This window comes from Flavobacterium sp. 11 (genome assembly GCF_002754315.1).
Taxonomy (GTDB): Bacteria; Bacteroidota; Bacteroidia; order Flavobacteriales; family Flavobacteriaceae; genus Flavobacterium; species Flavobacterium algoritolerans.
Window position 1 is genome coordinate 1,500,340 of sequence record NZ_PEFE01000001.1, and the last position, 14,422, is coordinate 1,514,761.

Annotated in this window: 12 protein-coding genes; 7 read left to right on the plus strand and 5 right to left on the minus strand. The window is 35.0% G+C overall.

Annotated features, from left to right (window positions below):
• Positions 1–150 precede the first annotated feature (150 nt).
• From CLV00_RS06535 to serB, 5 genes are all read left to right on the plus strand, one after another.
• Positions 151–561, plus strand: a complete 411-nt coding sequence (locus CLV00_RS06535) for an SRPBCC family protein (RefSeq protein ID WP_099714374.1) — start codon at positions 151–153, stop codon at positions 559–561.
• An 11-nt stretch (positions 562–572) separates the two neighbouring features.
• Positions 573–986, plus strand: coding sequence for a VOC family protein (locus CLV00_RS06540; RefSeq protein WP_099714375.1), 414 nt, complete (start codon positions 573–575; stop codon positions 984–986).
• Positions 987–1,015: 29 nt separating this feature from the next.
• On the plus strand, positions 1,016–1,456 hold the full coding sequence (locus CLV00_RS06545; protein WP_099714376.1) for an SRPBCC domain-containing protein: 441 nt from the start codon (positions 1,016–1,018) through the stop codon (positions 1,454–1,456).
• 24 nt (positions 1,457–1,480) lie between these two features.
• Entirely contained in the window at positions 1,481–1,915 is a 435-nt protein-coding gene (locus CLV00_RS06550) for a VOC family protein (RefSeq protein ID WP_099714377.1), read from the plus strand.
• Between the two features lie 193 nt (positions 1,916–2,108).
• Positions 2,109–3,347, plus strand: coding sequence for a phosphoserine phosphatase SerB (serB, locus tag CLV00_RS06555; RefSeq protein ID WP_099714378.1), 1,239 nt, complete (start codon positions 2,109–2,111; stop codon positions 3,345–3,347).
• A 58-nt stretch (positions 3,348–3,405) separates the two neighbouring features.
• Here serB and CLV00_RS16385 read toward each other — a convergent pair whose 3' ends face one another.
• Entirely contained in the window at positions 3,406–3,555 is a 150-nt protein-coding gene (locus CLV00_RS16385; protein ID WP_158234587.1) for a hypothetical protein, read from the minus strand.
• A 12-nt stretch (positions 3,556–3,567) separates the two neighbouring features.
• Positions 3,568–5,091, minus strand: coding sequence for a GH3 auxin-responsive promoter family protein (locus CLV00_RS06560; RefSeq protein ID WP_099716259.1), 1,524 nt, complete (start codon positions 5,089–5,091; stop codon positions 3,568–3,570).
• Between the two features lie 236 nt (positions 5,092–5,327).
• Here CLV00_RS06560 and CLV00_RS06565 point away from each other — a divergent pair, with 236 nt between their 5' ends.
• Positions 5,328–6,122, plus strand: a complete 795-nt coding sequence (locus tag CLV00_RS06565; RefSeq protein WP_099714379.1) for a DUF2797 domain-containing protein — start codon at positions 5,328–5,330, stop codon at positions 6,120–6,122.
• A 225-nt stretch (positions 6,123–6,347) separates the two neighbouring features.
• Here CLV00_RS06565 and CLV00_RS06570 read toward each other — a convergent pair whose 3' ends face one another.
• Both CLV00_RS06570 and sppA read right to left on the minus strand, forming a co-directional pair.
• Positions 6,348–8,963 (minus strand): AsmA-like C-terminal region-containing protein, encoded by a 2,616-nt coding sequence (locus CLV00_RS06570; RefSeq protein WP_099714380.1) that lies wholly within the window; start codon positions 8,961–8,963, stop codon positions 6,348–6,350.
• Between the two features lie 183 nt (positions 8,964–9,146).
• Positions 9,147–10,907, minus strand: coding sequence for a signal peptide peptidase SppA (sppA, locus tag CLV00_RS06575; RefSeq protein ID WP_099714381.1), 1,761 nt, complete (start codon positions 10,905–10,907; stop codon positions 9,147–9,149).
• A gap of 138 nt (positions 10,908–11,045) precedes the next feature.
• On the opposite strand from sppA, the gene folK reads away from it, so the two are divergent.
• The gene (folK, locus tag CLV00_RS06580; RefSeq protein ID WP_099714382.1) at positions 11,046–12,182 is read left to right on the plus strand and encodes a 2-amino-4-hydroxy-6-hydroxymethyldihydropteridine diphosphokinase; all 1,137 of its coding nucleotides are present in this window, start codon (positions 11,046–11,048) and stop codon (positions 12,180–12,182) included.
• Positions 12,183–12,218: 36 nt separating this feature from the next.
• Here folK and CLV00_RS06585 read toward each other — a convergent pair whose 3' ends face one another.
• Positions 12,219–14,411, minus strand: a complete 2,193-nt coding sequence (locus CLV00_RS06585) for a T9SS type B sorting domain-containing protein (RefSeq protein WP_233206864.1) — start codon at positions 14,409–14,411, stop codon at positions 12,219–12,221.
• Positions 14,412–14,422 lie beyond the last annotated feature (11 nt).

Below are 14,422 nucleotides of genomic sequence, written 5' to 3' on the forward strand. Positions count from 1 at the left end.
TGTAATCTTTTCTAAAAATAGTAAACCTGTTCATTCATTTGAGCAGGTTTTTTTATGTATTATTTTAAAGTTATATTCTTGATTATAAAAGAGAACCGACTTTAAATATTTTGTAAATTTATAGTCGGAAATTTAAAAAGGGAACTTTAAATGATAACAGTACAAAGTACAATAAACGCTTCAATTGAGAAAATCTGGGAATTATGGACTGCTCCGGAACATGTCATGAAGTGGAACAATGCCTCAGAGGATTGGCATACTCCTTTTGCGGAAAATGACTTGAAAGTGGGAGGGAAATTCAAATACACCATGGCTTCAACAGACGGTACAATGCGTTTTGATTTCGAAGGAGTTTATACGAATGTGGTGAATCTTTCATTAATAGAATACGAAATGGCAGATGGGAGAAAAGTGAAAATTGTTTTTGAAAAAGATGCAGAAGGCATAAAAGTGATAGAAAGTTTTGATCCGGAAACAGTAAATCCTGAAGAAATGCAGAAAAATGGCTGGCAGGCAATTTTGGATAATTTTAAAAAATATGTTGAAAATGCAATCCTTTAAAAACGTACAAAATGACAAAGCAAATATGGCTTAATTTGCCTGTAAAAGAGGTGGCTAGATCAAAAGCATTTTTCGCCAAAATAGGTTTTTCTTTTAATGAACAATACGCTACTCCGCAATCAACATGCTTGTCAGTTGGAGCTACTCATTTTGCAGTCATGCTTTTTGAGGAAGCGGTATTTGAAGGTTTTGTGCGAAATAAAATTACAGATACACAATCAAGTTCTGAAGTGTTAATTTCAATTGATGCAGAAAGCAGGGAGGAAGTGGATGAATTCGCCAAGAAAGTAGAAGAAGCCGGAGGTATAGTTTTTGACAAGCCAGCCGAAATTCAAGGGTGGATGTATGGCTGTGGTTTTGCGGATTTAGACGGGCATCGCTGGAATATGTTATACATGGATTTTAGTAAAATGCCCAAACAGTAGGATTTAAGTCAATTTAAAAAACAAACAAAATGACAACACTGGAATTTAAAATCGAGATAAATGCTCCCAAAGAAAAAGTTTGGGACGTTTTATGGAATGAAGAAACATACAAACAATGGACCTCTATTTTTTGTGAAGGGTCTTATGCAGAAAGCGATTGGAAAGAAGGGAGTAGAATTCATTTTTTATCTCCAAACGGAGACGGGATGAACAGCATTATTTTCAAGAAAATTGATAATGAATACATGGCTTTTAAACATTTGAGTGAAATCAAAAAATTTCAGGAAATGCCTGTTGATGATGCGACTCAAGAATGGACGGGTGCTATGGAAATGTACCGTTTGACCGAAGACAATGGAGTTACTGTTTTAGAAGCAAAAATGGATGCAGTCGAAAAATACATCGATTATTTCAAAACGACATGGCCAAAAGCATTAGATTTGGTAAAGAAACTTTCAGAAGAAAAATAATATATTAATTTAAAAATTACAATCATGGCAGCAATTAATCCGTACTTAGTTTTTAATGGAAACTGCGAAGAAGCATTTCTATTTTATAAATCAGTATTTGGTGGGGAATTCCCTTATATTGGAAAATTTAAAGACATGCCGCCGGCAGAATGGAATCCCGTGCTTTCTGAAGCGGAAGGCAATAAGATTATGCATGTTACTTTGCCTATCGGTGACGGGACAATCCTGATGGGAAGCGACAGTAATTCGGCAAGTGGAGAAGTTGCTTTTGGACAAAATATTTCACTTTCAATTAATACTGCGAGTAAAGAAGAAGCAGATAAATTGTTTAACGGACTTTCGGCAGGAGGAACGGTGACGATGCCAATGAATCAAACCTTTTGGGGTGCTTATTTTGGAATGTTTGCTGATAAATTTGGAATCAATTGGATGGTGAATTTTGACGAAAATGAAAAATAATTAGCGTTAAAACAAATTCGGGCGTACTCTTGGATTGCGTTTTTCTCATAAAAATAAACCTGTTCATTCATTTGGACAGGTTTTTTTATAGGTAATTTAAACTATTTGTTATTGTTTAAAAAAAGGAACATTATTTTTTTTTATCAACTTCAGATTGACGATTTTTGTCCATTCTAAATCAAATAATTATAAAATGCAGGTACAAGACATAGAGGTTATTTTATTAAAAGTTTCTGGTCAGGATAAACCAGGGGTAACAGCTGGTTTAACATCCATCTTGGCGACTTATGATGCCATTATTTTAGATATTGGACAAGCAGATATTCATGATACACTATCTTTAGGTATTTTATTTGAAATAAAAGCGGGGTCTTCCTCTGGACCTGTTTTAAAAGATTTATTGTTTAAAGCCTATGAATTAGGTGTTAAAGTTAAGTTTATTCCGATTTCTATTGCTGATTACGAAATTTGGGTAAAAGCACAACGCAAACAGCGCTATATCATCAATGTTTTGGGAGAAACACTAACAGCGGTACAATTAGCGGCTGTGACTAGAATTTTGTCCAACCAAAATTTAAATATTGACGCTATCAAAAGATTAACGGGTAGGGTTTCTATCATTGATAAAGAAGAGTTTCCTCGTTCATGCATACAATTATCGGTAACGGGAACGATTGTCGATAAAACGTTCATGACGGCCAGTTTTATGGAGATTTCCAGAACATTGGATGTGGATATTTCTTTTCAAGAAGACAATATGTACAGAAGAAACAGACGCTTGGTGTGTTTTGATATGGATTCGACCTTGATTCAAACGGAAGTAATTGATGAATTGGCTGAGTTAGCGGGTGTGGGTGAGCAAGTAAAAGCCATCACGGAAGCAGCGATGAATGGCGAAATTGATTTTAGCGAAAGCTTCAAACAACGTATGGCTTTGTTAGAAGGTTTGAGTGAAGAGGTACTGCAAAGTGTTGCTGAAAATTTGCCTATAACAAAAGGAGCGCATCGCTTGATGAAAGCCTTGAAATATTACGGCTATAAAACGGCTATATTATCAGGAGGATTCACCTATTTTGGTCATTATTTGCAAAAAGAACTAGGAATTGATTACGTTCACGCCAATGAATTGGAAATTAAAGACGGGAAATTGACGGGTAACTATCTTGGCGAAATTGTGGATGGTAAAAAGAAAGCAGAATATCTAAAAGCCATAGCGCTAAAAGAAGGCATTCACATCAATCAAACTATTGCTGTGGGTGATGGAGCCAATGATTTACCAATGTTGAATTTAGCAGGTTTAGGAATTGCTTTTCATGCCAAACCTACGGTAAAAGAAAAAGCAGAAAGTTCTATTTCCAGTTTAGGCCTCGATGGTGTTTTATACCTATTAGGGTATCACGACAGACATATTGATATGATGGAGGAGGAATAAAAGATTCCAATAATTATAAAAAAAGGCTGTCCAAAAAGTAATTTTCGGACAGCCTTTTTTATGCTTTAACGGTAAACCCTTTTTCAGGTTTTTCCAGTGTTTGTTTTTCGGGAGATTTACAAATTCCTCTGGCGCCACAACTCATTCTATGCGGTCCACAGGAACTCAACAAAAAAAGTGTAATCAAGATGTAGAAAGTATTTTTCATCTTCTCGTTTTTTTATACAGTTTGAAACTGCATGGTTTTCAGTTGTTCCAGATAATCTCTTTGGTTTGATAATCTTGGAATTTTATGTTGTCCGCCGAGTTTATCTTTGTCTTTTAACCAATCATAAAACAAATTTTTCCGGGCTACATTTATTACTAACGGGTTTAGTGTCATGTTGTTGTAGCGCTTTGCTTCGTAATCTGAATTTAAAGATTGTATGGATTCATCCAGTGCTTTCTGGAATTGAGATACATCCGCTGGATTGTCTTTGAATTCAATCATCCATTCATGGGCGCCTTTTTCTTTGCCTTCCATAAATATAGGCGCAACAGTGTAATCAACTACTTCCATTTGGGTCATTTTACACGCTTTGGCAATAGCCTGATCCGTGTTTTCGACCATCAATTCTTCTCCAAAAACATTGATGTGATGCTTTGTTCTTCCCGTTACCCGAATTCGGTATGGATTTAATGAGGTGAAACGGACGGTGTCGCCAATCAAATAGCGCCACAAACCAGAATTGGTTGTAATCACCAAAGCATAATTTTTGAACAGTTCCACATCTGCCAATCGAATTACTTTTTGTTCCGGTGTCCCAAAAGTATCCATTGGAATAAATTCATAGAAAATTCCATAATCCAACATCAATAATAAATCACTGGAATAATTTAAATCCTGAATGGCAAAAAATCCTTCGGAGGCATTGTATATTTCGTAATATTTAAAATCTTTTTTCGGGAGTATTTTTTTGTATTGGTCTCGGTAGGGTTCAAAATTTACACCTCCATGAAAGTACACTTCCAGATTAGGCCAAAGTTCAAATAAATTTCCCTTTCCGGTTTCTTCCAGCATTTTATTCATTAAAACCAACATCCAGGAAGGAACTCCGGCAAAACTGGTTACATTTTCGTTTTTTGTTTCGTTTATAATCGCAGCAATTTTAGTTTCCCATTCGCTCATCAAAGAAATTTTGTTGCTTGGCGTACTGCTGAACTCCGCCCAAATAGGCATGTTTTCGATTAGTATTGCGGATAAATCCCCAAAGAACGTATTGTTGTCTTCATAGATTTGGGAACTTCCGCCAAGACGCAGACTTTTTCCAAGAAACAGTTCTGAATCTTCGTTGTTATTTAGATACAAGCATAACAAATCCTTACTTCCTTTATAATGACAATCTTCCAGCGCTTCATTGCTCACTGGAATAAATTTACTTTTGGCGTTGGTTGTTCCGCTTGATTTGGCAAACCATTTTATAGGTGTTTCCCAAAAAACATTTTGCTCTCCTTTGCGGGTTCTTTCAATCAACGGCTGTAATTCTTCGTAGGTCGAAATAGGGATTCTTTCGGCAAAAGTCGCATAGGAATGTATCGAAGCATACTCATATTCTTTGCCTAATGCAGTGTTTTTTGATGACTGAATTAAATTCATAAGCAATTCTTCCTGAACCTCATTCGGGTATTTTAGGAAAAGTTCAATCTGATGGATTCTTTGTTTTAGAACCCAAGAGGCAAACGAATTGATTATGGTTAGAGGCATATAGATTTCAGATTGTTGATTAACGATTTTAAATTTCAGATTTTTTTCTATTGTAAAAAGGTTGAAATTTAAGATTTGAATATCGATTGACAAATACTAACTTTGTCAAAGTATCAAAAATAGTGTTTTTTTATAAAAAACAATTCTATATTATAGTAAAGATTTTAACTCAGAAATGGGCTTCTAATAATCGGATTCTAAAATCATAAATCGTTAATCAACAATCTAAAATCGCAATGACATACGAAGGTGTACTTACAAAAATGCAAACGGAATTTGGAGACCCGATTCAATATTATTTGGTTTTTGAGAATAGTTTTTTGAATGTGAATCAGTTGCTGAATAAAGAACTCGAAATCAATTTTGTGGGATACCAATGTTTGAATTGTGGCAAGAAGAAAAAAATATTCCGTCAGGGATTTTGTTATGATTGCTTCTATTCTAGTGCGGCTGTTGGAGATTGGATTATGAAACCGGAGTTAAGTACGGCTCATCTTGGGATTCAGGACAGGGATTTAGCGTATGAAGAAAAAGTACAACTGCAACCGCACATTGTATATTTGGCTTTATCTAGCGAAGTCAAAGTAGGAGTGACCAGAAAAACGCAGATGCCCACCCGATGGATTGATCAAGGCGCAACCCAAGCCATTTCAATTGTGGAAGTTCCTAACCGATACTTGGCTGGAATTACCGAGGTGGCGCTGAAAAATCATTATGCCGATAAAACCAATTGGAGAAAAATGTTGACCAACAATGTGGAGCAAATTGATTTGGTTGCAGAACGATTGAAAGTAGAAAATTTGATTCCAGCAGAAGTTCAGGAATACTTTTATTCGCAGAAAAATGATTTGTACGAGATGCATTATCCCGTTTTACAGTATCCAAATAAAGTAAACAGTTTGAGCTTGGATAAAAAACCACAGTTTCAAGGAAAGCTCACCGGAATAAAAGGGCAATATTTACTTTTTGAAGACGGAACAGTTTTCAATATCCGCGGTTCAGAAGGATATGTAGTACAGATTAATATATAAAATTCAATAAAAAAGCAGGAATCTCATGTTAGAAATTCCTGCTTTTTAGAATGTATAAAATCTACCATTTTGATTCTACTGGCTTTTTTGTAATTTTTTTTAACCATTAAGAAATTAAGTTTCATTAAGATTTAAGGCTTAATTTTTCTTAATTTCTTAATGGTTTAATTGTAAATAGAAGTTGTTTTTATAACACATTTAGTAAAGCCTTTATTTTAATTTAAATTATTCTTGTTGCACTTTAGGCTCTTCTGCTTTTTTCTTTTTATTTAAAAATCCATTTAATAAATCTTTAGCCTTAGTTTTTACCTCTTCCTTAGTTGCAGGAGTTGTAGGAGTCGCCGTTTTTGTGGTATCTCCCGGTTTCTTGTTTTTATTAATGAAATCAGTCAAAGCCGAAGTTCCTTGTTTCACCAATCTGTCTTTTTGTTGGTTTACTAATTGAGTCGTCAATTTGGTTACTGCACTGTTGATGTCAGTTGTGATTTTTGGATTCGTGAAATTCCCAACTAATATCGCATTTATCGGAATGCTTTGCACTTTAGCAGCATCTGCAGGAGATAATTTTGCAATTAGCGCATTCGCTTCTGAACCCAAATATTTTGCGGGAACATCAAATTTTAAATTGTAATTCATACTTTGGTCAAAACCATGCGTTCCTCCAATAGTGGCTTTGATGTCTTTGTACTTAATATCAAATGGTTTTACATTTACTTTTCCATCTTTGAACGTAACCGCCGCTTTCAAATCATTCAAATTGATTTTACGCACATCAATGAATTTCAAGTTAGATCCTAATGCTGTCAGTAAAGTCGAATTTGTAGAGTTTACTGTCGTAGAAAGCAATTGTCCCAATAAATCTCCGGTAAGCGTTTTCAAATCAGGAGTCAGTTCTGTTGCATCAAGATTTCCGTTCAATTTGATACTTGAATTTAATTTTCCGTTGATGATTCCGGCAATTGGCGCGATTTTTTTCAGCATGTCCAGTTGAGTGAAAGACTGTGCGATATCGACTTGATTTAATTTTAAATCCATATTGAAGACTGGTGTTTTTCCTTTTGTGGAAACAGCCCCATTCACGCCAATTGTTCCTCCGAAAATAGATGTTTTTACATTTTCTAAAGTTACTTTTTCGTCTTTCACAATCAGTTTTCCCGATACATCTTTCAAGGTTAAATTATCGTATAAAACCGTAGTCGCTTTTGCGGTAAGCGTACAATTTAAGAAAGCAGGAATCTTCATTGCGTCTGCTTTTTTAGTTGCCGTTTTAGTAGTTTCACCGGTTGTCATAAAATCATCAACGGCCAATTGTTTAGAATTCATGTTGAAGTTTCCTTTCAATTCTTGATTTCTAAAGATAAAGCCGTAAAAATTTTCTAAAATTCCCGTTACACTAATGTCGCTTTTTCCTGTAGTCGCGTTCAGTTCTTTCAAATTGACCTGACTAGGATTAAATTGTACCAAAGCATTGCTAATGTTCATTGTTTTACCGTTTTCATCCACATAGTTGAAACCGGACAAACTCATGGTTCCTGCATTATTGATGTTTTGATACTGACTTTTCTCTACAGATTGCATGTCAAATTTCGTTGTCACATCGGCCTTTAAAATCCCTGACAATGGCTTATCAAGCTTTATTGGATATGCTTTCGAAAGGTTGGCTAAATTTATAGTTCCTTTTAAAGCGGCATCAACAATTGCATTTTGAGTGATGTTTCTAATGTTTGCTTTCGCATTAAAAACATCTTGGTCAATTTTGAAAGAGAGCTTATCCAAGTTGACATAAGTGTCGTTTAGAATCCCTGTTTCATTTATAATTTTAGTGTCAATAACGATGTTTTGAACTGATTTTGGTAAATTAGGATATTGAAATGAAGCGTTATTGGAAGCAATTTCAATATTAAATTTTGGCACCGTTGTGTCTGAATACAAGCCTTTTGCAAAACCCGCCACAGTAAAATCTCCGGTGGTTTTCACGTTGTCCAAACTCGATGCATAAGCTGCGGGAATAATTCCCAAGAAATTTTTGAAAGAAGAAGTTGGCGTTTTAAATTTCAAATCATATTGTTGGCCCGTTTCCACCATTTGAATAAAACCATCAAATTCCAGCGGCAATTGATTGATTAACGCTTTATTTTCTTTGAAGGTGTATTTGCTTTTTTCTAAATCGATTCCCAAAACTGCGTCCAGCGTCAAGGCGACATTATTCATGTAATTGACTTTGTCCATGTCCAGCGATACTTTTGCAGTTGATTTGGTAACCAAATCTAATTTTTGGGCTGCAAAATCTCCTGTTCCTTCATGGTTTAGACTGTCGATTACCATTTTTATTTTTGAACTTTCGTCAAAATAGCGAAACTTGAAATTCTCGATTTTATACTCTTGGATTTTTAAGGATAACGGACTGCTTTTTCCATCGTCTTTGGCTTTGTCATCTTTCAATGCAATGTCGTAATTCCCGATTCCGTCTTTATTAAAAATGATATTGATTAATCCATTTTTCGAAGTGATTCCGTCAATAGACATCGCTTCGTCTTTACCTTTAAAAAGTTCTTTGATAGACATTTTTAAATTCAATTCGCCTAATGAAATCAATGTGTCACCTTCAAAAGGAGCTTTGTTTATAATGACTAATTTTTCCAATGTCACATTCGCATTTGGAAAATTTTTGAATAAGCTTAAATCTGCTTCTGCAAAAGAGACTTTGGCATCTACTTTGGCATTAATGGCTTCAGAAATTTTAGCTTTTATTTGATCTTTAAATAGATAAGGCGCAGCAAATAAAGTCACGACGAGCAGGATAATCAGAATTCCAATGATTTTTAAAACTTTCTTTACCATAATTTATTTCTTTAGATTCTATTAGTGTAACAAAAATAATGCCTTCTGTTCTTTTACAAAAATAGTATTTTTAGGACAGAGTGATTTTTTTGACGTTTTTTATAAACAATAATTTAACTTTATGATATAAAAAAATCCGTTTTAGTAATTTCTAAAACGGATTTTTTAATGAGTTATAAAATTTTAATGAATATTAATTTCAAAAGGCATTAGGGCCTGAACTCCTTTCTGTGCTTGCAATTTTTTTATTTGTTGCATGATTCTATAGTTTTCTTCACCGATTTCTTCTTTTATAAAGTCTTCTTTAGATTTTGCAAAAGGAAGATTTGCTAAAAGATCATCGAATTTTTTCTCGTATTCCGGGTAATTTTGGGTACTGTAGCTTTTTATTTTTGCCAATGAAGCTGCTTTTGCAATAGCATCATCTAAACCTCCAATTTTATCTACAAGTCCAATTTTCAATGCTTCGGAACCGGTCCAAACTCTTCCTTGTGCGATAGCATCTACTTGTGCAAATGTCATTTTGCGACCTTGTGCTACATGTGTAACAAATGTTTTGTAAATGTGTTCAACACCTTCTAAGGTAACTGCTTTGAAATTTTCATCGATTGGTACAAAAGGACTGTAATTTGCTGAGTTTTGATGTGTTTTAACTTGCTCGGTATGAATTCCAATTTTAGTGGCCAATGGTGTAAAATTAGGTAATATTCCAAAAACACCGATAGAACCCGTAATTGTGTTTTCTTCAGCAAAAATGGTGTTGGCGTTACACGCAATGTAATACCCGCCAGAAGCAGCGTAATTCCCCATAGAAACAACTACTGGTTTTACTTTTTTAGTCAATTCAATTTCTCTCCAAATTAAATCAGAAGTCAAAGCACTTCCGCCTGGACTATCAATTCGAAGTACAATGGCTTTTACATTTTTGTTTTTTCGAGCCTCTTGAAAGGAACGACGCATAGAACCTTCGCCAATAACGTTCACATCGCCTTCACCACCCATAATTTCTCCTTGGGCATAAATAATGGCGATTTCGTCATTACTGTCAAAATTTTGTGAAGTTGTAGCAATTTTTTGAGCATAATCTACAACAGATACTTTGTTGTAATCTTCGTCATTGGCTACTTTAAGTGCTTTTCGGATGGCATTGTGATACACATCTTCATAGGCAATAATGTCAACTAATTTTTGTGATTTTGCCATTTCTGGAGTTCGAGCAAGAAGTCCATTGGCAATTTCATTCAATTTAGCTACAGATATATTTCGGCTTTTAGAAATGTCAGCAGTAATAGAATTCCAAACTGAATTTAATAATGCAGTAGTTTGCTCTCTGTTGGCATCGCTCATTTTATTTTCTAAAAATGGCTCAACAGCACTTTTGTATTTTCCGTGACGGATTACTTCCATTTTCAACCCTGATTTTTCCTGAAAATCTTTAAAAAACATAAGTTCAGCAGAAAGACCTTTGAAATCCATATCTCCAACAGGATTTAAGTAAATTGGGCTGGCAACAGAATTTAGGTAATATTCTTTTTGTGAATACGAATTGGCATAAGCCATGACGAATTTCCCTGATTTTTTAAAGCTTTCCAAAGCATCTCTCAATGCCTTACTTTGTGCCATTCCCAGTGAGGAATCGTTGTTTAGAATAGAAATACCTTTAATGTCGGTATCCGTTTTTGCTTCTTCAATGGCGTTGATAATGTCTGATAAACCTACTTTTTTGTTTTCTGAAAAAATCGTTACCCAAGGATCTTTATATTTTCCTGCATAATCGTTTCTGATGTCTTCCAAATTCAATTCAATAACAGAATTGTTTTTCACCGTAACGCCTTCAGATTCACCACCAAAAATGGCTCCGATGAGGATGATTCCAAAAAAGAACAACATGAAAAAAACAAAAATACCTATAATGGTCGCCAATACATTTCCTAAAAATCTCATAATTATATTTTTTTAATATGTCGCAAAAAAGATAGAAATGTTACAAACAATTGTTTCGTATTTCCGAGTTTAATTATCAACACAGGATACAAATATATTGCTAATTCTAAAATTCTTTTAGTTAATTTGCACCTAATTATGAAATCACAACATCAGGTCATTTTATCTATAGGCAGTAATCAAGGCAATCGTTTGGAAAATATCGAGCGTTCCTTAGAATTGATACATCAAGAAATTGGTACTGTAATCAAAGTTTCCAGATTATATGAAACACCAGCCTGGGGTTTTGAAAGTGATGCTTTTTATAATTGCGCTTTGGTTTTGCATACTTTTTCCTCTGCACATAAAATTCTGACTCAGGTTTTAAAAATCGAAAAACGATTGGGTCGTTTGCGAAGCAAAACTCAAGAATACCAATCACGTACGATTGATATTGATTTGATTGCTTTCGATTCAGAAATTATTACTACCGAAAAACTGCAAATTCCACATCCTTTGATGCAAAACAGAAATTTTGTTTTGTTACCCATTCAGGATTTGAATTTAGATTGGGAACATCCCGTTCTTCAAAAAAATATTTCAGAATTATTGTCAGTATCGCCAGATGACAGTGTTTGTACAGTCGTTCAGAATTTAGTTAATCCTTTGCAGAATATTTCTTTGGAGCAATTTAATTATGTTGCTTTTGAAGGGAATATCGGAGCGGGAAAAACCACTTTGGCCATGAAAATTTCTGAGGATTTTAATGCAAAAACAGTATTAGAACGTTTTGCTGATAATCCTTTCTTGCCTAAATTTTATAAAGATCAAAACCGATATGCGTTTCCACTTGAAATGTCGTTTTTGGCTGATAGATACCAACAATTATCAGATGATTTAGCACAATTTGATTTGTTTAAAGATTTTCTAGTTGCTGATTATCATATTTTTAAATCTTTGATTTTTGCCAAAATCACACTGGCTGAAGATGAATATCGTTTGTATCGCAATCTCTTTGATATCATTTACAGAGAAATGCCAAAACCGGATTTGTACATTTATTTGTATCAAAATTCAGAAAGGCTGTTGCAAAATATAAAGAAACGAGGCAGAAGCTACGAACAAAAAATACCGGCTGAATATTTGGATAAAATCAATAGCGGTTATCTCGATTATATTAAATCCCAAACCGATTTGAATGTTCTCATCATTGATGTTTCAGATAAAGATTTTGTGAAAAATCAAGAAGATTATCTCTATATTTTGGAAGAAATACAGAAGAAGATTAATCAATAAATAAGCTGCTGTTTTAAACGATTAAGTTAATGATCGTTATCTTTTTAGAGAAAAATGTCCTTTCATTACAGGTCTTGTGTTGTCAATTTTCAAGACATACCAATAATCGGAAGCAGGCATCAGATTTTTATTAAATGTCCCATTCCATGATTGGTTGTTTGCGCTTAGTTTAGTAATCAGTTTTCCATACCGATCAAAAATGGTTACCTCTGCTTCAGGATAATTAATTAATCCTTTTATTTCCCATACATCATTATAAGAGTCGTTGTTTGGGGTAAAGAATTTTGGAGCGATTAAAATTACAAATGTTTCACTATCTGCCCCGCAAGAATTAACTTCTCTTGCATACGCCGTTTGCAAGCCGCTGGGTACATTGAAAAATACGTTCGAACTTTGATAATTGATTCCGTCAACAGAATATTCAAAATAGTCCTCTGATTTTAATAAATAAATCACGACTGTAGTTCCGTTTACATCAATGCGGTCTATTTCAGGAGTAGTATGTTCAATAACAGTAATTTTTTTTCTGCTGGTACAATTTTCAGGCGTGGGACTTGTTACATCAACGGTGTAAATACCAGAAGTAGCAACGGTAATTGTTGCGGTCGTTTCTCCTGTTGACCATAGATACCTCATATTAGGAATTTGTGCATCAAGGGTAAGAGTGCTGGATTTGCATAATGTTAATTCTTGATCCATAACAACTGGTGGGTTGTAAATAGTAACTTCAACCGAAACTCTGTTCCCATTAATGCATCCGTTATTGATGGCTTCTGCATAATAGGTTGTATTTTGAGTAACATTGGGGATAGTCAGGCTTGTTTCGGTCCCTATGATAGTGCTTCCGGTTAGAGTTGAATACCAGTTTATGCTTCCGGTTGAAGCTGTTGCTTCTAGCGTTACAGTTCCTGCTCCACATCTGGAAACAGGAGAATTGGTAGCCGTAATAGTAGGGATTGTATTTATAGTGGCTGTAACTGCTGTTCTAGATGTTGCGCATCCGGCATCCACATAATAAGTTGTTGTGGTTGTTAAAAATGGTGTTGTATAAGTGTTGCCAGTTGCTAATAAAGTTCCTCCACTGTTGGTGTCATACCAGTTTACGGTTCCGTTAGAAGCGGTTGCTTGAAGTGTTACGGTGCCTGAATCACATCTTGAAGCTGGAGTTGTTCCTGTTATTTGTAATATTGTTATGGTTGTGCTAGTTGCAATTTCAAGTGTTGGATCTCCAGGCATTCCGCCATATTCTACAATATATCCTTTGGGTTGGTAGTTTCCAGTTGGATCGCCATTTAATTGTAAATCATTCCATGATCCTGGTGTTCCAATACCTGGAGCAGTAATATGTGCATAGTCTTCATTGTTAAGATTGTTTGGTTCGTTTGAATTCCAAAAAGCAAAATTAGGGGTTGATCCATTCACGGCTCCATTCCAAAAAACAGTACCGTTTTCTGGGCCTGTTACCCATTTCCAAACACCTTCTGTTTCGGCATCACTTCCGCCAATCCATCCGGCACCTGCGGCTTGTTCTCCAGATATTTTTGCTTCATCAGCTGCTGTGATTGTGGCTAAGTAGCCCTGCAATCCATAATAAGTACTTGTCTCGGCTGCAGTTTTGGCTGCAGTCCAGTTAATTCCAAGGTTTGGAAAATATAGATAATAATGTCCGTTTCGGGGTAAATAATTTGCTTGTCCTATGGTGATTGAGAAATTTCGAATCCCTGACGGAGAAGCGGATGAATTGCTAAATTCAATGTCTTTTATTGCTTTTACAAAGTCGCTGTATAAAACATCTGCTCCGGTTGGGCTGGATAATTTTAATTTTCCTGAGGGAGCATCCCAACTAGAAATAATTGTTGGGTGTAATGTAGGATTAGCTAATTGTATTAAATCCTGCCCGTTTATATAACCCGAAGAAATCTGAATGTAAATAGCCTCTGTACCTGTATCTGTAATGTCAGAGTTAGTGATGCTTACATCGGTTACAATTTTTAATGAAGTTCCGAGGCAGTAGCTTTGATTTCCTGTTGCTGTAATTCGTGGAGCATTATCTGCAATAGATAATGGATTTGGACTTGTAATAAAATTAAGAGATGATGGATTTATCGGACCTTTTGAGATTATGGCAGTATTTTTCTTTATCGAATAAAAGGAAGTGGCGGAACATTCAGCCATTGGAACGAGCGATAAAAAAGCTAAAGATAATTTCAAAAAGTTATAAATTCTCATATGATAAAAGT

What these genes read in the sequence shown, in the direction of transcription:
- CLV00_RS06535 (WP_099714374.1), top strand. Translation starts at nt 151, where the DNA reads ATGATAACAGTACAAAGTACAATAAACGCTTCAATTGAGAAAATCTGG.
- CLV00_RS16385 (WP_158234587.1), bottom strand. Translation starts at nt 3,555, where the DNA reads ATGAAAAATACTTTCTACATCTTGATTACACTTTTTTTGTTGAGTTCC.
- CLV00_RS06545 (WP_099714376.1), top strand. Translation starts at nt 1,016, where the DNA reads ATGACAACACTGGAATTTAAAATCGAGATAAATGCTCCCAAAGAAAAA.
- folK (WP_099714382.1), top strand. Translation starts at nt 11,046, where the DNA reads ATGAAATCACAACATCAGGTCATTTTATCTATAGGCAGTAATCAAGGC.
- CLV00_RS06550 (WP_099714377.1), top strand. Translation starts at nt 1,481, where the DNA reads ATGGCAGCAATTAATCCGTACTTAGTTTTTAATGGAAACTGCGAAGAA.
- sppA (WP_099714381.1), bottom strand. Translation starts at nt 10,907, where the DNA reads ATGAGATTTTTAGGAAATGTATTGGCGACCATTATAGGTATTTTTGTT.
- CLV00_RS06565 (WP_099714379.1), top strand. Translation starts at nt 5,328, where the DNA reads ATGACATACGAAGGTGTACTTACAAAAATGCAAACGGAATTTGGAGAC.
- serB (WP_099714378.1), top strand. Translation starts at nt 2,109, where the DNA reads ATGCAGGTACAAGACATAGAGGTTATTTTATTAAAAGTTTCTGGTCAG.
- CLV00_RS06540 (WP_099714375.1), top strand. Translation starts at nt 573, where the DNA reads ATGACAAAGCAAATATGGCTTAATTTGCCTGTAAAAGAGGTGGCTAGA.
- CLV00_RS06570 (WP_099714380.1), bottom strand. Translation starts at nt 8,963, where the DNA reads ATGGTAAAGAAAGTTTTAAAAATCATTGGAATTCTGATTATCCTGCTC.
- CLV00_RS06560 (WP_099716259.1), bottom strand. Translation starts at nt 5,091, where the DNA reads ATGCCTCTAACCATAATCAATTCGTTTGCCTCTTGGGTTCTAAAACAA.
- CLV00_RS06585 (WP_233206864.1), bottom strand. Translation starts at nt 14,411, where the DNA reads ATGAGAATTTATAACTTTTTGAAATTATCTTTAGCTTTTTTATCGCTC.